The sequence below is a fragment of the Kineosporia sp. A_224 genome, assembly GCF_002198655.1.
GTDB lineage: Bacteria > Actinomycetota > Actinomycetes > Actinomycetales > Kineosporiaceae > R-H-3.
In genome coordinates this window covers 1-21787 of sequence record NZ_MWLN01000171.1, presented here as the reverse complement: position 1 = coordinate 21787, position 21787 = coordinate 1, and the positions used below count along the sequence as shown (strand labels likewise).

Sequence of the window (21787 nt, the reverse complement as noted above, 5' to 3'; positions counted from 1 at the left end):
GCTCCGCGGCGTGGAGATGGAACGGGTCATCCAACAGGTGGCGGCGCGGTTCGGGATCGACGGCGCGGTGCGCCGGCTGCCCGGCGAGCGCACCTGGAACGCCGTCGTCGAGGACGTCGTGAACGGGCGCCGCGCCGTGGTCAAGGTGCACGCACCCGAGGACGCCGACGACGTCGACCTCGAGAACGCCGCGCTGGAGCACCTGGCGGGCGGGCCGGCTGCGGGCCTCGTGCCGCACGTCCTGCGGACCCCGGACGACGTCACCCGTGTCGACGTCGACATCCCGGCCGCCGGGGGCGGGACGGCGACGAGGGTCGGCCGGGCGCTGTCCTGGTCCGACGGCACGACCTGGGCCGACGGGGCACCGACCGACCGGGCGGCCCGTTCGGCCGCCCTGCGCAGCCTCGGCCGGACCGTCGCCGTCGTCGACGCCGCGCTGGCCCCGTTCGAGCACCCGCACCTGGACCGGGCCCACCGCTGGAACCTGCTCACCGCCGCCGACCGGCTCGCCGACGCCGCCGCGGTGACCGACCCCGACCTGCGCGCCCTGGTCACCGACGTCCTCACCGGGTTCGCCGCGGACACCCTGCCCCGGCTCGGAGCCCTTCCGCAGCAGGCGATCCACAACGACGCGAACGAGGGCAACGTCGTCCTCGGGCCGGACGGCGCCGTCACCGCGCTCGTCGACTTCGGCGACCTGTGCCGGGCGCCGCGGGTCTGCGGGCTCGGGGTGGCGCTCACCTACGCGATGGCCGACACGTTCTCCGACAACGCCTCCGGCGACCCGTGGCGGGCCGTCCTGCCGGTCGTCGAGGGCTACCACGCGCAGGCACCGCTGTCGGCCGCCGAGGTGGCGCTGCTCCAGGGGCTCGTCCGGGCCCGGCTCGCGACGAGCGTCGTCATGGCCGCCGTCCAGCACGCGGCCGACCCGGGCAACGAGTACCTGCTCGTGAGCCAGGCCGCCGTCCGGTCACTGCTCGAGCGACTGTGCCGCACCGGGTCCGGCGACGACCTTCTGACGACGTACCGGCTGCGTGAGGCGTGCGGTCTCGAGCCGGTGCCGCACGCGCGCGCCGTCCGGGCCCACCTCGCCCAGCTGCCGGCCGACGCCCTCGCGCCCGTCCTCGCCGCCCCGCTCGCGGACCTGCCGCGCGGGCCGTACGACTGGTCGGCCGACGCGGTCGACCCCGCCCGGGTCGGCATCGGCCCGTACCTCGAGGACCGGCACGTCTACACGAGCGACCTCTTCGACACCGGCGAGACCGCGTCGGACGGCCTGCCGGAGAAGCGGTCCGTGCACCTCGGCGTCGACCTGTTCGTGCCGGCCGGCACACCGGTGCACGCCCCGCTGGACGGCGTCGTCGTCGCCCTCGCCGACAACGCCGCGCCGCTCGACTACGGGCCGGTCGTCGTCCTCGAGCACCGCGCGCCGGCGACCCCCGAGCACCCGGACGGCGCCCCGTTCTTCACGCTGTACGGTCACCTGTCGCGCCCGTCCCTGCCGAGACTCGTTCTGGGGCAACACATTCCGGCAGGCGGCGTCGTCGCCGAGGTCGGCGACCGGCACGAGAACGGCGGCTGGGCGCCGCACGTCCACCTCCAGCTCCTCACCGACCTGCTCGGCCTGGGTGTCGACGTGTCCGGCGTCGCGGCCCGCGCGGAGCTCGCGGTCTGGGAGAGCCTGTCCCCCGACCCGAACCTCGTGCTCGCCGACCCGCGCGGTCTGCGCGGCGCCGCGCCCCGCAGCGCGCCCGAGATCGCCCGGGAGCGCGGGCACCACCTCTCGCCCGCGCTGAGCCTGAGCTATGCCGAGCCGCTGCACATCGTCCGCGGCGAGGGCGCCTACCTCTACGACGCCGACGGCCGCGGCTGGCTCGACCTCGTGAACAACGTCGCGCACGTCGGGCACTGCCACCCGCGGGTCGTCGCCGCCGCGGCGGAGCAGCAGGCGCTGCTCAACACGAACACCCGCTACCTGCACGACGCGGTGACGACGTACGCGCGCCGGCTCGCCGCGACGATGCCCGACCCGCTGAGCGTGGTGTTCCTCGTCAACTCCGGCTCCGAGGCCAACGACCTCGCCCTGCGGCTGGCCTACGCGCACACCGGCGCGCGCGACGTCGTCGTGCTCGACCACGCCTACCACGGGCACCTGACGAGCATCATCGACATCAGCCCGTACAAGTTCGACGCCCCGGGCGGGCTCGGCAAGCCCGACCGGACCCACGTCGTCCCGATGCCGGACGCCTACCGCGGCGTCCACCGCGACGGGGACGACGCCGGCGTCCCGGCCTACCTGAGGGACCTCGACGGGCTGCTCGACGGCATCGCCGCGGCGGGCCGGCGGCCGGCCGCGTTCTTCGCCGAGGCGATCCCCGGGACGGCCGGCCAGGTCGTGCTCGCCGAGGGCTTCCTCGCGGGGGCCTACGAGCGGGTCCGGGCCGCGGGCGGGATCTGCGTCGCCGACGAGGTGCAGACCGGGTTCGGCCGGGTCGGCACCGCCTGGTGGGCGTTCGAGGAGCACGGCGTCGTCCCGGACGTCGTGACCCTCGGCAAGCCGATCGGCAACGGGCACCCGATCGGGGCCGTCGTCACGACGCCCGAGGTGGCCCGGTCCTTCCTCACGGGGATGGAGTACTTCAACACCTTCGGCGGCAACCCGGTCTCGGCACGCGTCGGGCAGGCCGTGCTCGACGTCGTCGTCGACGAGCGGCTGCGCGCGCACGCCGCCCGGCTCGGCGGCCGGCTGCTCGCCGACCTGCGCGCCGTCGGCGAGCGGCACCCGCTCGTCGGCGACGTCCGCGGCCGCGGCCTGTTCCTCGGCGTCGAGCTCGTCACCGACCGGCAGGCCCGCACCCCGGCCGGTGCCGCGGCGTCCGCGGTCGTCGAGGCGGTCAAGCGCCGCGGCGTCCTGCTGTCGAGCGACGGCCCGGACCACAACGTCCTGAAGATCAAGCCGCCGATGGTGCTCTCGGACGCGGACGGCGACCTGCTCGTCCGGGCCGTCGACGAGGCGCTCACCGAGGCCGAGGCCCAGTATTGCTTCATTGACGATTGATATTGCTCAGTAAAGAAGCAATACTGGCTCGGTGCGAACCGCGCCGCCTCCGCTCCTCCCGGTGTTCCGCTCGCGGCTCCAGGGGGACGTCCTCGCGCTCGTGTGCGCCGACCCGGCCCGCGAGTGGACGATCGAGGAGCTGGCGGACCGCACCCGGCAGCCGTACCAGACCGTCGCCGGCGAGGTCCGCCGGCTCTCCGTCGCGGCACTCCTCACGACGCGGTCGATCGGCCGGACGAAGCTCGTCCGGGCGGACGAGACGAACCCGTACTTCGAGCCGCTCGCCCGACTGGTGTCGATGTCGTTCGGCCCGCAGGTCGTCGTCGCCGAGGAGTTCGCGGACCTGGCCGGCGTGGACGAGGTCGTCGTCGTCGGCTCCTGGGCCGCCCGCTACCTGGGCGAGCCCGGGCCGCCGCCGAACGACGTCGACGTCCTGCTCGTCGGCTCGCCCGACCGCGACGACGCCTACGCCGCGGCGAGCCGGGCGCAGGACAGGCTCGGCCGGGACGTCAACGTCATCCTGCGCACGGCCGACCAGTGGGCCCGTGCCGACGACGCGTTCACCCGCCAGCTCCGTGGCGCGGCCCTGCTCCGTGTCCTACCCCGCGCGTAGGGTCCGGACCGCGGTGGGCTGACGAAGGGGGAACGGTGCCACGCTGGTCACAAGGAGCCGACGTCGTGGAGAGGCTCCTGACGGAACGACGTCTGCAACGGGTGGAGACGAGCGAGGAGTCGGTCGCGGCGCTGCTCGCAGCGGCGGGACGGCACGTGGACCTGGCCCGCTCCGGTGGGGCGGTCGACCCGGAAGGCGCTTTCGCTCTCGCGTACGACGCTGCACGCAAGGCGGCGACAGCCGTTCTCGCCAGGCAGGGCCTGCGACCGACGAGCCGCGGGGGCCACCTCGTCGTCGTCGACGCGATGCGCGCTCAGTTCCCCGACGTCGCGGGTCTGTCGTCGCTCGACCGGCTCCGCAGGCGGCGGAACCAGGTGGAGTACCCCGACCCTCGGTCGTACGACCCGGTCGCCGAGCCCGAGGTCGACGACGCACTGCTGGTGGCGGCCACCTGTCTGGCCTCGGCCACCCGCCTCGTCGTCACTGCGGAGCTCGGGATCTTCTAGCGAACCCGTCGCCGCGAGCATCAGGGCAGGGCTTCGACCGCGTACCCGACGCCGTGCACCGTCCGGATCCGCTGCGCCCCGATCTTGCGACGCAGCGCCTTGATGTGGCTGTCGACCGCGCGGGCCGCGGTGCCGTGCGCGCTGCGGGCCGACGCGAGGTCCGGCCAGTCCCAGACCTCGGTGAGCAGGTGGTCCCGGTCGACGACCTGACCGGGACGGCGCGCCATCGCGAGGAGCAGGTCGAACTCGGTCCGGGTCAGGTGCACCTCGTCGCCGCCGACGACGACCCGGCGGGCCCCGACGTCGATGGACAGCCCGCCCGCGTCGACCTGGCCCTCCTCGCGCTCGGCGGAGACGGCGGACGCCGCGAGCGCGGCCGCCCGGTCGACCCGGCGCAGCAGCGCCGCGACCCGGGCGACGAGCTCGCGGGGGCTGAACGGCTTGGTGAGGTAGTCGTCGGCGCCGACCCCGAGGCCGACGATCCGGTCCGGCTCCTCGTCGCGGGCGGTGAGCATGAGCACCGGGACGGGGTCCCGGGCCTGGATCCGGCGGCACACCTCGAGCCCGTCGAGACCGGGGAGCATGACGTCGAGGACGACCGCCGCGTACCGGGTGCGCTCGGCGGCGGCCACGGCGGCCGGTCCGTCGTGGACGGCGTCCACCGCGTAGCCCTCGCTGCGCAGCCGGCGGACGACGGCGTCCGCGATCGCGTGGTCGTCCTCGACGACGAGCAGCCGACGGGGCACTGCCGCCTGCTCCGCTGGGTTCGTCACGGGAGCGACGGTAGTGCGGGTCCGCACGACGCGTGCAGCGACCCCCGCCGCGTCCACGGGTTCTCCACAACCCCTCACGACCGGGTCACGGCCGGGACGGGTACGGCAGGTCGAGCACGAGCCGGTCGAGCCGGTCGAACCAGTCGGAGGGTTCGGCGCCGACCGGCCCCACCACCTGCGCCGCGACGGCGGTGCCGTCAGGGCGGACGGTGAAGGCGTAGGCCTGCGCCGGCGAGCGGTCCTTCGTGTCCGGGCGGGTCGACGGGACGGCCAGGTGGACGACCGTCGTGCCGTCGCGCTCGACGAGGGTGCAGCGGCGCGGCCAGCCGGACGCCTCGAACCAGACCGACCGTTCCCCCGCGGACATCCCGAGGTCCAGGCTCCCGAGATGCGGACCTCCCAGGGCCGTCCACCCGGCGGGCCAGGTGCCGCAGAGGTCGAAGGCCGCCGGCCGGGTGGTGACCCCGCCACGGGTCGCCCGCACCGTCCACTCCGTCGGACCCCCACCAGGCACCTGCACCGTCGCGAGGTAGGCCGTCGGCCGGCCGTCGACCCGCCCGACCAGCGCGGCCGAGGGCGCCGCGCCGTCGGCTGCGCCCACGGCCGCACCCGGCAGGGCCAGGGCGAGCGCGGCCGCGAGGTCCCGCGCGCCCGCGGTGGCGGGACCGGCGGTCTCCCCCGGGGGCAGGGCGGGGTCCTCGACGAGCCACGGGCCCCCCGAGGCAGGGGCCGGCCACTGCACGGTGCGGTCCTGCCCGTCGACCCGGTAGACCACCTCGGTCACGCCCGGTGGCGTCCCGCCGGGGATCGGCCAGCCGACCTCGCGCGCCAGGCGGTCGAGAGCGTCGAGACCGGGCAGCCGGGTCGTCGCGACCGGCGCCGAGAACGACACCCTCACCATGAGGCCGTCGGGCCTGACCGTGAACACCGACTGCCTCGGTCCGTCAGTGGACGTGCCGGGCGTCTCGACGCGCACGACGTGCAGGTCACGGCCGCGTGCGTCGACGTCGCTGAGCAGTGAGCATCGCTCCAGGTGGTCGGGTCGTGCGGCGCCCAGCCCCGGGACGCCGTCCGGCCAGGCCCCGCACGGGTGGAACGTGGCGCCGTCGTCGGGGATCGCGCCCCGGGACACGAGGACCGACGCGGTGGCGACCCCGGCGCCGGCGCCGTTGTCGACCGGCACGTCGTAGAGCAGGCTGTACGTCGTCGGGATGCCTGCGACGCCCCAGACCGTCACCCGCGGGTCCGGCGCCGGCGCGGCCGGGTCGGCGCCGACGGCCGGGGCGACCGCCCGCCAGAAGCCGGTCGCGGCGTCGTCGCTCTCCAGCGTCTCCGCGTTCGTGACCCGCCAGGGCCGTCCGCTCGCCGGGGCGGGCCAGGTCACCGTGAGGGTGCCGCTCGCGTACGGGTAGCGCACCTCGATCGGCCCCACGGCCGCGGCGCCGGTGCCCGAGGGTGACGGTGCGGGCCGCGACGGTGCGGGGAGGGGCGCGGACGCCGTCCCGTCCGGGGTCCTCGACGCCGGCGGTCGCGGTGCCGTCGTCACCGAGCCGCCCCCGACGACGATGACGCCGACCGTCGCGGCGGCGACCAGCCCGGCGGTCGCCGACCCGACGGCGACGGCGCGACGGCGGGTGCGCGAGCGCCGGCCCCGGGCGACGGCGCTCGCGACGGCGTCCCGCGAGCGGACAGGTGCCGCGTCGTCCGCCGGGTCGAGCCTGCCGAGGTCGATGTCGAGCCAGGCGTCGACGCGCTGCCGGAGGTCACTCATCGCACGGCTCCCTTCGTGGTGGGCAGTCCGCTGTCGTCGGGCGCGTCGTCGAGCGGGCCGAGCAGGTCGCGCAGCCGGGCCAGGCCACGCGCGGAGCGGGACCGCACCGTCGCCTCGGGGCAGCCGAGCAGCGCCGCGGTCTCCCGGACGTCGTGCCCGAGCCAGTACCGCAGGACGACCGCGGCCCGCTGGTCCGGTGGCAGCGCGGCGAGCGCGTCGCGGACGGCGAGGACGTCGTCCGGCGCCGGCAGCGAGTCGTCAGGCCGGTCGGGGACGCCGTCGAGGACGCCGGGACCCGTTGCGGCGGAAGGGATCCTCCGGCGCTCGCGGCGCCACCACGGCCGCCGGGTCTCGTCGACGAACACCCGGACGAGCACCCGGTGGACGTAGCGGTCCGGGTGCTCGCCGCTGGCCTCGTCGGAGCGCACGCGCCCCCAGGCGACGTACGTCTTGGCGAGCGCGGTCTGCACGAGGTCCTCGGCGAGGTGGTGGTCGCCGGCGGTCAGCGCGGTCGCGGTCCGGAGCAGTCGCGGCCACGCCGTCACGGCCCACGCCGTGAACGCGTGCTCCGCGTCGTCCGAGGTCACCGCGACCTCCCTCCCTGCTCCGCCAGCGTCCCACCCCCTCTACGGACGCACGAAGCCCCGCGTTCCGCCCGGGGCAGGGACGGAACGCGGGGCGCTCGGGGCCGGGTCAGCCGACCCGGCGGCGGCTCCGCACCCGGCGGACGGCGGAGGCCCGCAGCCGCACCGTCGGCTCGACCGGGGTGCCGAGGACCCGCTCCGCCCGGCCGACGGCGGCCCGGACGCCGGTCGCGACGGCGAGCGGGTCGGCGCCCCGGCGCGGGGCGACGACGACGTCGTAGCGCGGGTCGGTCCGGCGACCGCGTACGGCGGTGACCGAGGCGCCGACCGTGTCCGGTCCGGCCCGCACGAGGCGGTGGACGAGGCCCTCGGCGGCGGCCGCCGTGACGACGACCTGCCCGGGCACCGTGCTGCCGTCGGCGCCCTCGCGGACGACGGCCGTGCGGGCCCGGCCGCGGCGCTGGACGGCGACCCACCAGAGCGCGAGGAGCGCGACGGCGAGCGCCGCGGCGGCCCCGAGCCAGAGCGCCGTCGTGCGGGACGTCGCGTCGACGACAGCACCGGTCCCCCGTCGGACGCCGTCCGCGGCCCCGGCCCACAGCCCGGCACCGGGCCGCGCCCCGGCAGCCCCGGCCGTCGTCGCGAGCGCCAGCACGGCGCCGGCGGCGACGAGCAGCACCCCGAGCAGGCCGAGGAGCACGCGGTTCACCGCGTGGACGCCGCGGGTCATGACGCCACCGTCCCGCGGGCCGCGGCGACGACCCGGGCGGGCAGCGGCCGGCCGCCGGCCCGGCGTCCGGCGCGCAGCCCCCAGCGGTCGACGGCGGGCGCGAGCGCGGCACCGACCTCGGCGACGGGGACGGGGACCCCGTTGAGCGGGCGGACCTCGACGTCGGCGCGGCGGCGCCGCAGCCGGACCGAGACCTGCTCGGCCGGGAGCCCGGCCGCCCGGTGCGCGACCTCGCCGAGCGCGTCGGCGAGGACGCCGGTGTCGGCGACGACGGGGGCGACGCCCTCGGGGGCGAGGACCCGGCGGCGCCGGCCGCCGGGCAGCACCGCGAGCGCGAGGAGCACGAGACCGGCGACGACGAGCACGGCGGCGGTGACCTGGGCGACGAGGCCGTCCCCGGGCAGCGCGGCGAGGGTGCGGCCGGCCCGGACGGGGTCGACGGGGGTGAGGCCGCCGAGCGCGGTGAGGGGGCGGGTGCCGACGGTGGCGACGGCGACGAGGTCGGCCGCGACGGCGAGCGCGCCCAGGCCGGTGACGAGGCCGGCGAGGGTCGCCGCGCCGCGCCGTCCGGACCGGCGGACCCGGGCGGCGTCCCGGCGGGCGCGGGCCGGGCCCGGCCCGGCGGTGTCGTTCGTGCTCACAGGACTGCTCCTTCCGTCCGGCCGACCCGGCCGCGGGTGACGAGCTCGACGGCGGTCACGACGAGCCGGCAGGAGCCGACCCCGGCCCCGGCGAGCGCGGTGAGGTCGCGGGCGACCCGCTGCCGGGCCGCCTCGGCGAGGGCGAGGACCGTCCCGGTCCCGCCGTCCGCGGCGACGAGGCTCTCGTCGACGGTGACCGGGGCACGGACGACGACGGCGAGCCGGTCGCCGTCGTCCGAGAGGTCGACGTGCACCTCGCGGTGCCCGACCCCGAGCTCGGCGGCCGCCGCGGCCGCGGCGACCGACCGCAGCGCCCGGCCGGAGACGGTCGTCCGGCCGCGGTCGGCGGCGGGCGCCGTCCGCAGCGCGGGCACGGCGTCGGCGGCGTTGACGGCGGTGCCCGGGGCGGCAGGCTCCACGAGGCCGGCGGTCACGTCAGGGACCGCCGGCCGCTCACGGCGTCGCGGAGCGCCGCCAGGTCCAGCCGGCCCTCGGCGGCCCGGCCCGCGAGCAGGCCGAGGCCGCCGAGGACGGCGACGAGGACGAACGCGCCGAACCCGCCGAAGGCCGCGGCGAAACCGAGCGCGATCCCTGCGAGCAGACCGAGCGCGGTCGGGGTGATCGTCGGGATCACTGGACCCGCCGCGGCTGGTCGGTGTCGGTGTCGCCGTCCGCGTCACCGGCGACGAAGACGTCGGAGACGAGGACGTTGACCTCGGTGACCTGCAGGCCCGTCATCTCCTCGACGGCGGTGACGATGCTGCGGCGCACGTCGGCGGCGACGTCCTGGATCGGGACCCCGTACTCGACGACGAGGACGACGTCCGCCGCGGCCTGCTTCTCGCCGACCTCGACGCCGATGCCCTGCGTGACGTCGGCCCGGCCGACCCGCTCGCGGAGCGCCCCGATCGCGCGGGCGGCGCCGCCGCCGAGCGCGTGGACGCCGCGGACCTCGCGGGCCGCGATGCCGGCGATCTTCGCGACGACGTTCTCCTGGATCGTCGTCGTCCCGCCGCCGGTGCCCTCGGCGCCGGTGACGTCGATGCCGCGGCCGACGGTGCCCTGCCGGGCGGTCGTGCCGGCGGTGGTGATGCCGGTGCCGACAGGCGCGTTCTTCGTGGTGACGGTCTCGGTCATGACTGGTGGACTCCTTCCGGCGCCGCCCCTGCGGCGGCGTCACGGGAAGGACGGACCCCGCAGCGGGATCGTCATGCGCCCACCCCGGTGACCCCCGTCACACCGCCCCTTCCGGCCCCTCAGAGGTAGATCACCGTGCATATCGAGGGCGATCTACCTCTGAGGGGCCGGACGGGAGCGGAGAGCGGGCCAACTGCGGGTGCCCCGGTGCACACGCGACCGCACCATCGCCTGGTGGTCGAACGGCTGGCGGGGGCGGACGACGCGACGCTCGTGGAGCGCGCGCAGGACGGTGACGTCGTCGCCTTCGAGGTCCTCGTGCGCCGGTACGCCCCGACCGCGCGGGCGATGGCCCGCCGGGTGCTCGGCGGCGACGCGGACGCCGACGACGTCGTCCAGGAGTCCTTCATCGCCGCCTGGCGGTCGCTGCGCACGCTCTCCGACCCGGCCGCCTTCAAGGGCTGGCTGCTGCGAACGGCGTCCCGCCGGTGCGTCGACGTGCTGCGCCGCCGCCGGGACAGCGTCTCCCTCGACGGCGTCGACGTCGCGGCGCCGGTCTCGACGTCCCCGGAGGCGCAGGCCACGATGAGCGCTGCGGTCGCCGACCTCGACGCCGCGCTCGCCCGGCTGCCGGACGCCGTCCGCCGGGCCTGGCTGTTCCGCGAGCAGGCCGGGCTGTCGTACGACGAGATCGCCCGGCTGGAGCAGGTCGGCGTCGACACCGTGCGGGGCCGGATCGCCCGGGCCCGCAGCGGCCTGGCGCGGGAGATGGGAGCGTGGCGATGAGCGAGCCCGGCGGCGGGCGGGCGCGCCCGCCCGACGAGGCCGACGAGCGGCTGCCCTGCGGGCGGCGGCTCGACGAGGCCTGGGAGGCGGTCACCGCACCGGTCCCCGACGAGCACGCCCGCACCTGCCCGTGGTGCGCCGACCTCGCACGTCACGTGACCGGTCTCAACCTGCTCCTCGACGTCCCCGAGGGCGAGGCGGACGAGCCGGGCCTCGTCGTCCGGATCCTCTCCGAGGTGCTCACGGACCTGCGCAGCGGACGGCGCGTCCCGCTCGCCGAACCGGGGGTGCACGTCGGTGAGCACGTCGTCGCGGCCGCCGTCCGGGAGCGGGTGGACGTCGTCCCCGGAGCACTCGCCCGGCGGGTCCGGGTTCGACCCGTGGAGGGCTCGCCCGGGGTCGTCGACCTCGTCGTGCGGGTCGTCGTCGACCACGGCGCGAACGTGCCGGACGTCGCGGAGCGGGTCCGGGCGGCCGCCGCCCTCGGGCTGGCGGACGTCGGGCTGACGCCCAGGTCAACGGACGTCGACGTCGTGGACGTCACAGCGCCGCCGCCCGGACGGTGACCCCGGCACCGCCCGTCGCAGCCGCCGGGCCGCTCGGCGGAGCGGCGTGCCCTGCCCTGTCCTGCGCCGGTCGCGGTGACTAGCCTCACCTCAGACGTCCGGTGCACCCCGCACGGGTGCATCGGCATTCCCGACACCGACGTCGACCGCGGAGGGCCTGCATGTCGAACCCCAGCCTGGAGAACCTGCTCCACGAGGAGCGAAGGTTCCCGCCGGACCCCGAGTTCGCGAAGAACGCCGTCGCGGGCGCCGACCTCTACGCCGCCGCGGCCGCCGACCGGCTCGCGTTCTGGGACGACCAGGCGCGGGCGCTGACGTGGGCGACCCCCTGGGGCCAGACCCTCGACTGGAGCGACGCCCCGTTCGCCAAGTGGTTCGTCGGCGGCACGCTCAACGTCGCCTACAACTGCGTCGACCGGCACGTCGAGGCCGGCAACGGCGACCGGGTCGCCATCCACTTCGAGGGCGAGCCCGGCGACACCCGCAGCATCACTTACGCCCAACTCAAGGACGAGGTCTCCAAGGCCGCCAACGCGCTGCTCGCGCTCGGCGTGACCAAGGGCGACCGGGTCGCGATCTACCTGCCGATGATCCCCGAGGCCGCGGTCGCGATGCTGGCCTGCGCCCGGATCGGTGCCCCGCACTCGGTCGTCTTCGGCGGCTTCTCCTCGGAGGCGCTGCGCAGCCGCATCGAGGACGCCGAGGCGAAGGTCGTCATCACGTCCGACGGCGGCTACCGGCGCGGTGCGCCGTCCGCCCTCAAGCCGGCCGTCGACGAGGCGGTCGCCGCCTCGCCGTCCGTGCAGCACGTGCTCGTCGTCAAGCGGACCGGGCAGGACGTCGCCTGGACCGACAAGGACGTCTGGTGGCACGACGCGCTCGAGGGGGCCTCGGCCGACCACACGCCGGAGCCGATGGATGCCGAGCACCCGCTCTTCATCCTCTACACGTCGGGCACGACGGGTAAGCCGAAGGGCATCCTCCACACGAGCGGCGGGTACCTCACGCAGGCCGCGTACACGCACAAGAACGTCTTCGACCTCAAGCCCGAGACCGACGTCTACTGGTGCACCGCCGACGTCGGCTGGGTCACCGGGCACTCGTACATCGTCTACGGCCCGCTCGCGAACGGTGCGACGCAGGTCATCTACGAGGGCACGCCGGACTCCCCGCACAAGGGCCGCTGGTGGGAGATCGTCGCCAAGTACGGCGTGACGATCCTCTACACCGCGCCGACAGCGATCCGGACCTTCATGAAGTGGGGCGAGGACATCCCCGCGAAGTTCGACCTGTCGACGATCCGCGTCATGGGCTCGGTCGGTGAGTCGATCAACCCCGAGGCGTGGATGTGGTACCGCCGCGTCATCGGCGGCGACAAAGCCCCGATCGTCGACACGTGGTGGCAGACCGAGACGGGCGCGATGATGATCAGCCCGCTCCCGGGCGTCACGACGCTCAAGCCCGGCTCGGCGCAGATCCCGCTGCCCGGCATCTCGGCCGAGGTGCTGGACGACGAGGCGCGCCCGGTGGCGAACGGCGGCGGCGGCTACCTCGTGCTCACCGAGCCGTGGCCGTCGATGCTCCGCGGCATCTGGGGCGACCCGGAGCGCTACAAGGAGACGTACTGGTCCCGCTTCGAGCACATGTACTTCGCCGGTGACGGCGCGAAGAAGGACGAGGACGGCGACATCTGGCTCCTCGGCCGCGTCGACGACGTCATGAACGTGTCGGGCCACCGGCTCTCCACGACGGAGATCGAGTCGGCGCTCGTGTCGCACCCGAAGGTCGCCGAGGCGGCCGTCGTCGGGGCGACCGACGAGACGACGGGCCAGGCGGTCGTCGCGTTCGTCATCCTCCGCGGCACGGTCTCGGAGGAGGAGGGCGCGGGCAAGGAGATCATCACCGAGCTGCGCAACCACGTGGCGAAGGAGATCGGCCCGATCGCCAAGCCGCGCCAGATCATGGTCGTCCCGGAGCTGCCGAAGACCCGGTCCGGCAAGATCATGCGCCGCCTGCTCCGTGACGTCGCGGAGAACCGCGAGGTCGGCGACGCGACGACGCTCGCCGACGCCGGTGTCATGTCGCTCATCAGCAAGGGCCTGCACTCGGGCAAGGGCGACGACTGACCGGTCGCGCTGCAGCACGTCGCACCTGCACCACGTCCCACGCAGTACTCGCGGCCCGTCCGGGGAGACCCGGGCGGGCCGCCGGCGTTGACCCGCAGACAGCTCGAGCCGAGCGTCAGCGGAACGTCTGCGCGACCTGCTCGAGCCGCTCGCGGTGGGCGGGCCAGCCGCCCTCGGGGAGCCAGAGGTTGTCGTTGCCGGTGCCCAGCCCCGCGGCGCCGTCGACGAGCTCACGGACGACGTCCGCGTGGCCCGCGTGCCGGTGCGTCTCGGTCGTGATGTGCACGAGGATCCGGTGCAGCGTCACGTGCCGGCCCTCCGGCGACCACCACGGCACCTCGCCGGTCGCGTCGAGCGGCAGCGCCTCGACGGTGGCGTCCGAGTGCGCCCACACCCGGCGGTAGAGGTCGAGGATCTCCTCGCGGGTCTCGTCCTGGGTCGCCCAGAGGTCGGCGTTCGGCTCGGCGTCGTCCGCGAACCACGGGAAGCGCTCGGGTGAGGGGCGGCCGAAGACGTCCCCGAGGTAGCCGGCCTCGACGCTCGCGACGTGCTTGACCAGGCCCAGCAGGTTCGTGCCGGTCGCGACGAGCGGGCGGCGGACGTCGTACTCGGACAGGCCCTCGAGCTTCCAGACGAGGGCCTCGCGGGCTCCCTGGAGGTACCGGTGCAGGTCGGCCTTGCAAGCGTCGAGGAACGCGTCGGGTGCAGTCATGCGCCCAGCCTCGCACCGCCGTCCGCCGGCCCCCAGGAGATACCACGCCGTGGCAGGCTTGACCCTCACACCGTGTCAGGCCGTGAGGTGAAGGGGTCATGCTGACCATCGGAGACTTCGCCCGCCTCGGCGGTGTGTCGGTCCGGATGCTGCGGCACTACGACGCGACCGGCCTGCCCGCGTCGACGCGGCGTCCGGCTACCGCTACTACGCCGTCGGCCAGCTCACCCGGCTCGACCGGCTGCTCGCGCTCAAGGACCTCGGCTTCACCCTCGACCGGGTCCGGACGATCCTCGACGACGAGGTGTCGTCCGAGGAGCTGCGCGGCATGCTCCGGCTGCGCCGGGCCGAGCTCGCCGAGCAGATCGATGCCGACAGGCAACGGTTGGCCCGGGTCGAGGCGAGGCTGCGATCCATCGAGAGCGAGAGTGCGATGAACACCCTGTCCGACAACGACTTCGAGATCACCTCCGTCACCGGCCACCGACTGCTGAGCCTGGCCGCCACCACCGACGGGCAGCCCCCCTTCGGCGAGATCGTCAGCTCGCTCTTCGGCCGCCTGGCCGACACCGTCGTCGCCGCCGGCGGGGCGCCGTCCGGCCCGACGGTCGCCACCTACGACTTCGCCGACGACGGCACCATCCGGGTCACGGCCGGCTTCCCGTGGGAGGCAGCCGGCCCGGACGGCGACGCCGAGGTCGTCGACCTGCCTCCGATCGGGCAGTGCGCCCGCTCCGTCCACCGCGGGTCGATGGCGGGCATCGGCGACGCCTGGCAGCAGCTCGTCCGCCGGGTCGACGCCGAGGGCTGGGCGCTCGACGGCGTGTGTCGCGAGGTCTACCTGAGCACCCCGTTCGACGACCCCGACGCCTGGGTCACCGAGCTGCAGCAGCCGGTCCGCCGCGCCTGACCCGGGCCGCAGCAGCGCTGCGTGACCGATCCCGCGGCGGGGTGCCGCGGGATCGGTCACGATCACAGGTCACCGGACCGCCCAGGACCACCAGCGGGTCGGGGCGGGCGGGTCGACGACCCGGGCGCGGGCGACGACCTCGGCGGCGACCGTCACGACGGACGGTGCGGCGTCGAGCCGGTCGGTGACCGACGGCACGACGGCGGGGTCGATCGTCGTCAGCTCGGCGACCTGCATCGCGTCGCCGCTCGACGGGATCGTGACCCGGCTGACGACGAGGTCGGCGCCCGAACCGGCCCCGAGCACGACCGCGGTGCGGGCATCGTCGTTGCCGTCCGCACGGGCGGCGCCGTCCCTCTCGAGCCCGGCGAGCCAGATCGCGTCGACAGCGCCCGGCGTCACGACCCGCTGGGCCGTCGCCGGTTCTGCACCGTCGACCCCCGAGTCCAGCGGCACCTGGAGCAGCCCCGCCGCACCGCCCCGGACGACCGACCGCCCGAGGACCGCGACGAGCGCGTTCTGGTCGCTGCTCAGCGGCGTGACGACGGGCTTGTCCGGGGTCGCCCCCGAGCCGGGCGAGCCGATGTCGACGAGCACGACCCAGGGGTCGGTCTCCTTCCGGTCCTCGCCCATGAGCCGGACGCCGAACCGCCGGTCGCCGGCGGGCTCGACGGCGACCGCGTCCTCGACACCGGCGACGACGCGGCCCTGCTTCCCGTCGCCCACCTGCTCGTCGAGCCACAGCCGGTGGTCGTTCGACCCGGCGGCGACGAGTGTCCCGTCGTCGAGGACGGCGACCCGGTTGCGGTTCTGCGTGGGGCGCCCGAACCCGGACGCGCCGTCCGCCAGCCGGACCCACAGGGCCCGGGCCAGGTCGACGAAGACAGCACCGTCGGTGAGGTAGCGGCCGTTCGGGCTGACGACGACCCCCGTCACGGCCCCGCCGCTGAGGACCAGTTCCGTGTCGAGGCCCGGTAGGTCGTCGAGCCGGACGACCTGCCCTGTCACGGCGTCCGTCGCGTAGAGCCCGGGGCGGCCCGCGACCGTGCCGCTGAAGACGATGCCGACCGCGGTCGTCCGCGGGGTCCCGGTCACGTCGAAGGCGCGCGGCGGGACGAGCCGCTGGTCGGTGATCGTCCGCGGCAGCACAGGCCCGGCGCTGCCCGGCGGCACCGCGGCCCGAGGAGCGTCGTCGGGCAGCAGCGGCGGGACGAGGACGACGAGCAGGACGACCAGACCGCCCACGCCCCAGCCGACGACCGGCCCGCGGGTGGCTCCGCGCCGGACCGCCCCCAGGTCGACCGTCGTGAGCCGCCACCCGACGAGCCCGAGCAGGACCACGAGCCACACCTGCCACGACGGCCGCGGCACGGCGCCCGCCGCGGACCGCGCGACCGCCGACCACCACGCGCTGTCGAGCACCCGGGGGCCCGGGCGTTCCCCGGCCACCGAACGACCGGACGCCACGACGTCCTGGGCGACCGCCGCGACCCGGGCCTGCACGTCGGTCGCGGTCAGCCGCTCGACGGTCCCGTCCGGGCGGACGAGCAGCACCTCTGCGGCGCCGTACATCCCGACCGAGAAGCCCTTCCCCGTGGTCCACCGGCTGACGACGACGCCCCGAGGGACGACCCCGATGACCTTCGCGCCGGCCACGGTGCCGAGCGCCGCGACCGTTCGGGTGGCACCGTCGGGGCCGGTCGCGACGAGGTCGCGCGGCACGTCGTCGGCGCCGATGCCCGGCGACGGCGCGGTCACCGAGTAGCGGGTGCCGGTGGCGTCCACGACGGCCGACGGCCCGTGCGACCCGGCCGGGCTGCCCATGCCGCTCGGCTGGTCGGCGCCCTGCGGGCCGGGCGGCAGCGCCCCGGAGACGCGGACGACAGCGCCCGCGACGTCGACCCCCAGGACGGCAGCACCGTCCGGCTCCACCTGGCAGCCCGGGGTGAGCAGCGTCGCCCCCTCCGCCGTCGGCGGTGCCCAGGCCGCGACGACCTTCGTGAACTCGTCGTCGTCGAACCGGCAGGTCGGGCCCGTCGTCCCGGACGCGCCCCGGGTCAGCGGCACCTGGGTGCCTGCCCGGACGTCGAGGACGGCAACCCGCACCGGGCGCCCGCCCGCCACCGGGTCGGTCCCCCAAAGGGCGAGCCGACCGCCGTCCGGCGAGAACGCGAGGCCGACGACGTCGAACCCGCGCCGCCCGCTGCCCGGCAGGTCGAACGTGCTCCCGGCCCCCGTGCTCACCTCGACGACGTCGACCCGGGCCGACGACCCGTACCGGCCGCCCGACGTCCAGGCGACCCGGCGACCGTCCGGCGAGAGGGCGACCGCTCCCACGTCGTCGACGGACCGGGCGATGGGCAGTGCCCGGACCTCCCCGCCGTCCGCACCGACGACCCACGCGCCGCGCGGCGGGGTGACGAACCCGTCGTAGGCGGTGCCGTCGTTCACCGGTCCCAGCGCGCTGACGACGTACACCGCCCGCGAGATCGGCCGCTCCGTGACGGTCGGGATCCACTCCGGCGGGGTCACGAGGCTGCGCGGGATGCCGCCGGGTCCGCTCGGGACGTCGGCAGGCTGCGGCAGCGCGCGCTGGACCACGGGCAGCAGCGCGAGCAGGAGCGTCGCCACCGCGACGAGGCTCGCAGCGACGAGGAGCCCGCGGGCGAGCGGCTGCCGGGGCAGCCCGCGAGGCGCCCGCCACCGGGGTGCACCCAGGCCGACGAGCGGTCGCAGGCCGGGCCGGTACTCGGGCCGTGCCGCCCGCGCGAGGATCGCGGCCGGGTCGAGGCTGCGCCCGGCGACCGCCTCGTCGGCGGCGTCGTCGAGGACGTCGGACAGGCTCATCGGGTCACCTCCTGGGCTGGGCTGACGGCTGGGCTGACGGCTGGGCCCGTGGTTGGTCGCAGACGCCGCGGGCCGCGGCCCGGCGGCCCGGCGGAGAGGTCGTCGGGCGGCTCGGCGGCGGCCCCGTCGAGCTCGTCGGCGAGCCAGGGCGCGAGCCGGCGCAGGTTCGCGAGCGCCTCGCGGGTCTGGGACTTCACCGTGGAGGCGCTGCAGCCCAACGCTTTCGCCGTCGCGACCTCGGTGAGGTCCTCGTAGAAGCGCAGCACGAGGACGGCACGCTGCCGAGGTGCGAGCCGGGCGAGCGCGGTGACGACGGCCTGCCGGGAGGGCACGGCGTCGATCGCCGGGTCGCTCGCGCCGGCGTCTGGGACGGCGTCCGTCGGGCTCACCGACCAGCCGTGCCGGCGGCGCCAGGAGTCGATCCAGATCGAGCGCATCGACGTCCGGACGTAGGCCTCCGGGTTGCCGTCGCGGCTCACCCGGTCCCAGTGCCGGACGAGCCGGGCGAGCGCCTCCTGGGCGAGGTCCTCGGCGGCGTCGGCGTCCCCGGTGAGCAGCCAGCCCAGGCGCAGGAGCGCAGGGCCGCGCGCCGTGACGAAGGCCGTGAAGCCCGCCGCGTCGTCCATGCCGTCGTCCCCCTGAGCCCGAGGTGATCAGTGTCGTGCACAGGGTCAGACGCAGGGTGCTGCCGTTCGGGTGGGTCGTTCGGCGACGAGGTCAGCGGCGCAGGTAGCCGCGCCGGGTGCGGTAGCGGCGGTCGGCGGCGACGAGCAGCGCGGCGACGCCAGCGAGGGCGAGCGCGAGGACGGCGGTGACGCGGCGGTCCGCGAGCCTGGTCCAGAGCGGCTGCGTCGTCGGGACGTCACTGTTGGAGGCCTCGGTCAGGGTGTCCGGGGCGAAGCTCCAGCCGGTGCTGCCGACCGCGGCGTCGACCTGCATCCAGGGCCGGGCCGTCCCTTCCTCGGGCGTCACGCGCACGAGCCCGAAGGCGCGCCGGCCGCCGTCCCCCGGCGCGTCGTCCGCGAGGACCAGCCGCCCGCCGTCGAGCTGGGACCAGCCGACGACCCGGGCGGTCGCGGGTACCAGCGACCGGTTCTGCGGGTCGGCCCAGGGGACCGAGCCGCTCGTCGGGCCGTCGGCACCGGCGAGCGGCTCGCTGCCGGGGACCACGCTGGCGGTGGCCCAGACGAGCGTGCGGTCCCGGAAGGTCCAGACGCTCGGGGTGATCCCCCAGGGGGCGCCACCGAGCGAGCTCACGCCGTTCGACGGCGTGAAGGCGTAGCCGGGCTCGGCGTCCGTGACCCCGGCGAGGTCGGCGGCCTTCCCGCCGACGAGGTCGACGAGCCAGGTCCGCGCACCGTCCGCGCGCCGGACGACGGCCGTCCCGCCGCCCGCGGCGGTCACCGTGGCGGCGGGCCGGCCCGCATTCCCGGCCGTCGGCGCCGTCCATCCGGGCAGCGCGATCCGGGTGTCCGTGCCCGGGCCGCCGTCCCAGCGCCGCAGGACGAGACCGCCGTCGGCCGACACCTCGGCGGCCGTGCCGTCGTCGAGCGGGAGCAGCGCCCCGCTGAGGTCCGTGAGACGCGCGCCCGGCCTGAGGTCGCTGTGCACGAGCCCGGTCCGCAGGTCGGACCAGACCAGCTCGACACCGCGGTCGCGCTCGTCGAGGACGACCGCCGTCCGCCCGCCCGGGCTGACCACCGCGGTGACCCGCCCGGTCGAGCCGCCCAGGCGGTCCCGGCTCGCCCGCTCGACCGGAGGGTTCGGGCCGAGCGCACCCGACGCGACGTCGGACGCCGTCGACGGCAGCCGGACGAGCGCCCCGGACTCGGCGTCGAGCCCGTAGACCCCGGGCCGCCCGGCGAGGGTGCCTGTGAAGGCGGCGGTGAGCCGGTGGGTCCGCACCCGGCCGGTGCCGTCCAGCCCGAGCGCGGGCTCGACGGCGGGGGCGACGACGCGGGCCGGGAGCAACGGGGTGACGCTCACGGACGCGGCGGGCGAGGCGTCCCGCACCGGCGGACCGGCCGCGGGCAGCAGCAACGGCGTCAGCCAGGTCGCCAGGACGACGAAGCCCGCCGTGGCGAGCAGCCCGCGCCGGGTCGGTCGCGGCAGCCGGCGGCGCGTCGACGGTGCGGCCGGCGCCCCGGGGACGGCGCGGGCACGCCGCCGGCGGCGGACGGGCGGCGGACCGGCGAGCACGAGCGCGGTCAGCACGGCGCAGGTCCCGATGATCCAGCGGTCGGGGTCGTCGGTGAGGTTCTCGTGCACCGAGGACACCCGCCACCGGTAGCCGAGGTAGGCCCTGCTGCGCCGCGAGTCGCCGGGCTCGACGCCGCGGACGACGATGCCGCTCGCGGCGAGGTCGCGGGCGGCGGCGATCACCGTCGCCCCGCCACTGCCGCGCGAGACCTGTTGTGCACCAGCGGATCCCGGCGGGAACAACCACAACCCCGAGGCCGCCTCGCCCGGCCGGCCGTCGACGAGCAGCACCCCGCGCGAGGTCCAGGTGACGGGCCGGAACCCGGGGACGGACGCCGCCCTGCGCCCGTCGGGGGAGATGACGACGGCCCGCGACGCGAGGCTGCCGAGCATGTCCGCCGCGGCGGTGCCGACCCCGAGCGGGACGGCGCCGGGGGCGTCCCCGATCTCACCCACCGTTCGCAACGTTCCCGTGGGGTCGGCGACGAGCAGCCCGTCGGCCCCGCAGCGGCACGCCTGCGACGGCGGGCCGGCGCCCGCGTCGAGGTCGACGAGCAGGCCCACGCTCTCCGTGGACCCGCCCGACGAGACGAGCACCGTGACCGCCACGGCACGCTCCCCCGGCAACCACGACAGCGACCGCGGCGTCGCATCGTGGACCGGGGTGCGGGTGCTGCGTGCCGTCGCGAGGTCCAGGACGACCAGCTCGACGACGGGGACCCGGGCACCGGGCTCCGGCTCGAACCAGGCCACCCGACGCCCGGACGGCGACAGCGCCACCGTGGACGCCTGCGGGCCGAGCGGGATCCTGCGGTAGTCCCGGCCGTCCGCGGAGACCGCGACGACACCCGGCTGCACCCAGGCACCGCCGGCGTCGGGCTCGTCGGCGGCGACCGGCGTCTCCAGGAGCAGGCTCGCCGCCTCGATCGGGGCCTGCGTCACGGACGGCGTCCACACCGGTGGTGTCCACCACCGGTCAGGCAGGCCGCGCGGGGTGCCGGGCGCGGCCGGCGGCGCGGGCCTCGGCGTCGGGTCGACGCCGAGCCACTGACCGGCGAGGACCGCGAGAACCGTTGCCGCGGCACCGATGGCGGCGGCGAGGGCGGTGCGCCGACGGACGACGGTGCGGTGCCGCACGGCCGCCCGGGCGAGGGCGAGCGCCGGGTCGACCGGTGGGACGGCGTCCCGCACCAGCGCCCGTGCGGCTGCCTCGTCGAGGAGGTCGCGGACGGGGGTCGTGGTCATCGCGTCACCTCCACGGCAGGGCCGGTCCGGACGGCGGGCGCCCGGCCGAACGCCTCGGCGAGCTCGGGGGCGAGCACCCGCAGGCGGGCCAGGGCGTGGCTGGTCTGGGACTTCACGGTGCCGGTCGAGCAGCCGAGCGCCTGCGCGGTCGCGGCCTCGCCGAGGTCCTCGTAGAACCGCAGCACGAGGACGGCGCGCTGCCGCGGGGTGAGCCGGGCGAGCGCGTCCTCGAGCGTGAGCCGGGTCGCGGTGTCGTCCGCGGTGTCACCGGGGCCGGCGCGCAGCCCGCCCGGCGGGTCGTCCGGCAGGTCGGGGACGACGTCCAGCCAGGCCCCGCGCCGGCGCCGCCAGCCGTCGACCCAGACCGAGCGGATCGTCGTCCGCAGGTAGGCCTCGTGCGCGCCGTCCGCGATCCGGTCCCAGCGGCCGACCGCCCGGGCGAGCGCCTCCTGCACGAGGTCCTGGGCGGCGTCCGAGTCGGCGGTCAGCAGCCAGGCGAGCCGCAGGAGGGCAGGGCCGCGTGCGACGACGAACGCGGTGAACGCTGCCTCGTCGCGCACGGACCCTCCCCTCCTGCGTACCC

The 21787-nt window shown here is 76.4% G+C and carries 19 protein-coding genes and 2 pseudogenes; 8 read left to right on the top strand and 13 right to left on the bottom strand.

Translation table 11 applies throughout. The features are described 5' to 3' along the window. Positions 1-16 precede the first annotated feature (16 nt). The 3 genes from EDJALFJO_RS16410 to EDJALFJO_RS16400 all read left to right on the top strand — a co-directional run bounded on the left by EDJALFJO_RS16410 (position 17) and on the right by EDJALFJO_RS16400 (position 4177). Positions 17-3058, top strand: a complete 3042-nt coding sequence (locus tag EDJALFJO_RS16410) for an aminotransferase class III-fold pyridoxal phosphate-dependent enzyme (protein ID WP_088287154.1) — start codon at positions 17-19, stop codon at positions 3056-3058. A gap of 31 nt (positions 3059-3089) precedes the next feature. Next, the gene (locus EDJALFJO_RS16405) at positions 3090-3671 is read left to right on the top strand and encodes an ArsR family transcriptional regulator (protein WP_088287152.1); all 582 of its coding nucleotides are present in this window, start codon (positions 3090-3092) and stop codon (positions 3669-3671) included. Positions 3672-3736: 65 nt separating this feature from the next. Further along, complete coding sequence (locus EDJALFJO_RS16400) at positions 3737-4177, top strand: hypothetical protein (RefSeq protein ID WP_143448615.1); 441 nt, start codon at positions 3737-3739, stop codon at positions 4175-4177. A 20-nt stretch (positions 4178-4197) separates the two neighbouring features. On the opposite strand, the gene EDJALFJO_RS16395 is transcribed toward EDJALFJO_RS16400, so the two are convergent. The 8 genes from EDJALFJO_RS16395 to EDJALFJO_RS16360 all read right to left on the bottom strand — a co-directional run bounded on the left by EDJALFJO_RS16395 (position 4198) and on the right by EDJALFJO_RS16360 (position 9813). After that, a complete protein-coding gene (locus EDJALFJO_RS16395) occupies positions 4198-4950 on the bottom strand; it encodes a response regulator transcription factor (RefSeq protein ID WP_088287207.1) in 753 nt (250 codons plus the stop codon). 85 nt (positions 4951-5035) lie between these two features. Further along, entirely contained in the window at positions 5036-6721 is a 1686-nt protein-coding gene (locus tag EDJALFJO_RS16390; RefSeq protein WP_088287148.1) for a hypothetical protein, read from the bottom strand. Continuing rightward, positions 6718-7308, bottom strand: a complete 591-nt coding sequence (locus EDJALFJO_RS16385; RefSeq protein ID WP_088287146.1) for a SigE family RNA polymerase sigma factor — start codon at positions 7306-7308, stop codon at positions 6718-6720. The genes EDJALFJO_RS16390 and EDJALFJO_RS16385 overlap by 4 nt, the downstream gene beginning before the upstream one ends. A gap of 106 nt (positions 7309-7414) precedes the next feature. Then, the gene (locus tag EDJALFJO_RS16380; RefSeq protein WP_088287144.1) at positions 7415-8035 is read right to left on the bottom strand and encodes a hypothetical protein; all 621 of its coding nucleotides are present in this window, start codon (positions 8033-8035) and stop codon (positions 7415-7417) included. Then, a complete protein-coding gene (locus EDJALFJO_RS16375) occupies positions 8032-8676 on the bottom strand; it encodes a hypothetical protein (RefSeq protein WP_088287142.1) in 645 nt (214 codons plus the stop codon). The genes EDJALFJO_RS16380 and EDJALFJO_RS16375 overlap by 4 nt, the downstream gene beginning before the upstream one ends. Then, positions 8673-9110, bottom strand: a complete 438-nt coding sequence (locus tag EDJALFJO_RS16370) for a hypothetical protein (protein WP_088287140.1) — start codon at positions 9108-9110, stop codon at positions 8673-8675. Before EDJALFJO_RS16370 ends, EDJALFJO_RS16375 begins: the two co-directional genes overlap by 4 nt. Beyond that, positions 9107-9298 (bottom strand): hypothetical protein, encoded by a 192-nt coding sequence (locus tag EDJALFJO_RS16365; RefSeq protein WP_088287204.1) that lies wholly within the window; start codon positions 9296-9298, stop codon positions 9107-9109. The genes EDJALFJO_RS16370 and EDJALFJO_RS16365 overlap by 4 nt, the downstream gene beginning before the upstream one ends. Before the next feature lie 8 nt (positions 9299-9306). Further along, entirely contained in the window at positions 9307-9813 is a 507-nt protein-coding gene (locus EDJALFJO_RS16360) for an Asp23/Gls24 family envelope stress response protein (protein ID WP_088287138.1), read from the bottom strand. A 234-nt stretch (positions 9814-10047) separates the two neighbouring features. Here EDJALFJO_RS16360 and EDJALFJO_RS16355 point away from each other — a divergent pair, with 234 nt between their 5' ends. From EDJALFJO_RS16355 to acs, 3 genes are all read left to right on the top strand, one after another. Continuing rightward, on the top strand, positions 10048-10599 hold the full coding sequence (locus tag EDJALFJO_RS16355; RefSeq protein ID WP_198950368.1) for an RNA polymerase sigma factor: 552 nt from the start codon (positions 10048-10050) through the stop codon (positions 10597-10599). Beyond that, positions 10596-11165 carry a hypothetical protein gene (locus EDJALFJO_RS16350; protein ID WP_143448614.1) on the top strand — a complete coding sequence of 190 codons (570 nt, stop codon included), beginning with the start codon at positions 10596-10598 and terminating at the stop codon, positions 11163-11165. Before EDJALFJO_RS16355 ends, EDJALFJO_RS16350 begins: the two co-directional genes overlap by 4 nt. Before the next feature lie 161 nt (positions 11166-11326). Beyond that, the gene (gene acs / locus EDJALFJO_RS16345) at positions 11327-13291 is read left to right on the top strand and encodes an acetate--CoA ligase (RefSeq protein WP_088287134.1); all 1965 of its coding nucleotides are present in this window, start codon (positions 11327-11329) and stop codon (positions 13289-13291) included. A gap of 115 nt (positions 13292-13406) precedes the next feature. Here acs and EDJALFJO_RS16340 read toward each other — a convergent pair whose 3' ends face one another. Then, complete coding sequence (locus tag EDJALFJO_RS16340; protein WP_088287132.1) at positions 13407-14003, bottom strand: DinB family protein; 597 nt, start codon at positions 14001-14003, stop codon at positions 13407-13409. 98 nt (positions 14004-14101) lie between these two features. Here EDJALFJO_RS16340 and EDJALFJO_RS36460 point away from each other — a divergent pair. Next, a pseudogene (locus EDJALFJO_RS36460) lies at positions 14102-14158 on the top strand (hypothetical protein); the annotation flags it as partial. Positions 14159-14307: 149 nt separating this feature from the next. Further along, positions 14308-14913 (top strand): GyrI-like domain-containing protein, encoded by a 606-nt coding sequence (locus tag EDJALFJO_RS35025; protein WP_233149892.1) that lies wholly within the window; start codon positions 14308-14310, stop codon positions 14911-14913. Between the two features lie 69 nt (positions 14914-14982). On the opposite strand, the gene EDJALFJO_RS16330 is transcribed toward EDJALFJO_RS35025, so the two are convergent. The 4 genes and pseudogenes from EDJALFJO_RS16330 to EDJALFJO_RS16315 all read right to left on the bottom strand — a co-directional run bounded on the left by EDJALFJO_RS16330 (position 14983) and on the right by EDJALFJO_RS16315 (position 21764). Beyond that, positions 14983-17760, bottom strand: coding sequence for a hypothetical protein (locus EDJALFJO_RS16330; RefSeq protein ID WP_088287130.1), 2778 nt, complete (start codon positions 17758-17760; stop codon positions 14983-14985). A gap of 134 nt (positions 17761-17894) precedes the next feature. Next, positions 17895-18386, bottom strand: a pseudogene (locus tag EDJALFJO_RS16325) (SigE family RNA polymerase sigma factor); the annotation flags it as partial. Positions 18387-18477: 91 nt separating this feature from the next. Further along, on the bottom strand, positions 18478-21204 hold the full coding sequence (locus EDJALFJO_RS34390; protein ID WP_088287126.1) for a hypothetical protein: 2727 nt from the start codon (positions 21202-21204) through the stop codon (positions 18478-18480). After that, positions 21201-21764: a SigE family RNA polymerase sigma factor gene (locus tag EDJALFJO_RS16315; RefSeq protein WP_088287124.1), complete on the bottom strand. Its 564-nt coding sequence runs from the start codon at positions 21762-21764 to the stop codon at positions 21201-21203. Before EDJALFJO_RS16315 ends, EDJALFJO_RS34390 begins: the two co-directional genes overlap by 4 nt. Positions 21765-21787 lie beyond the last annotated feature (23 nt).

Bases quoted from the DNA above. Each gene is read 5' to 3' on its own strand.
- EDJALFJO_RS16410 (WP_088287154.1), top strand. From the start codon at position 17: ATGGAACGGGTCATCCAACAGGTGGCGGCGCGGTTCGGGATCGACGGC.
- EDJALFJO_RS16390 (WP_088287148.1), bottom strand. From the start codon at position 6,721: ATGAGTGACCTCCGGCAGCGCGTCGACGCCTGGCTCGACATCGACCTC.
- EDJALFJO_RS16380 (WP_088287144.1), bottom strand. From the start codon at position 8,035: ATGACCCGCGGCGTCCACGCGGTGAACCGCGTGCTCCTCGGCCTGCTC.
- EDJALFJO_RS16360 (WP_088287138.1), bottom strand. From the start codon at position 9,813: ATGACCGAGACCGTCACCACGAAGAACGCGCCTGTCGGCACCGGCATC.
- EDJALFJO_RS16350 (WP_143448614.1), top strand. From the start codon at position 10,596: ATGAGCGAGCCCGGCGGCGGGCGGGCGCGCCCGCCCGACGAGGCCGAC.
- acs (WP_088287134.1), top strand. From the start codon at position 11,327: ATGTCGAACCCCAGCCTGGAGAACCTGCTCCACGAGGAGCGAAGGTTC.
- EDJALFJO_RS16340 (WP_088287132.1), bottom strand. From the start codon at position 14,003: ATGACTGCACCCGACGCGTTCCTCGACGCTTGCAAGGCCGACCTGCAC.
- EDJALFJO_RS16330 (WP_088287130.1), bottom strand. From the start codon at position 17,760: ATGAGCCTGTCCGACGTCCTCGACGACGCCGCCGACGAGGCGGTCGCC.
- EDJALFJO_RS34390 (WP_088287126.1), bottom strand. From the start codon at position 21,204: ATGACCACGACCCCCGTCCGCGACCTCCTCGACGAGGCAGCCGCACGG.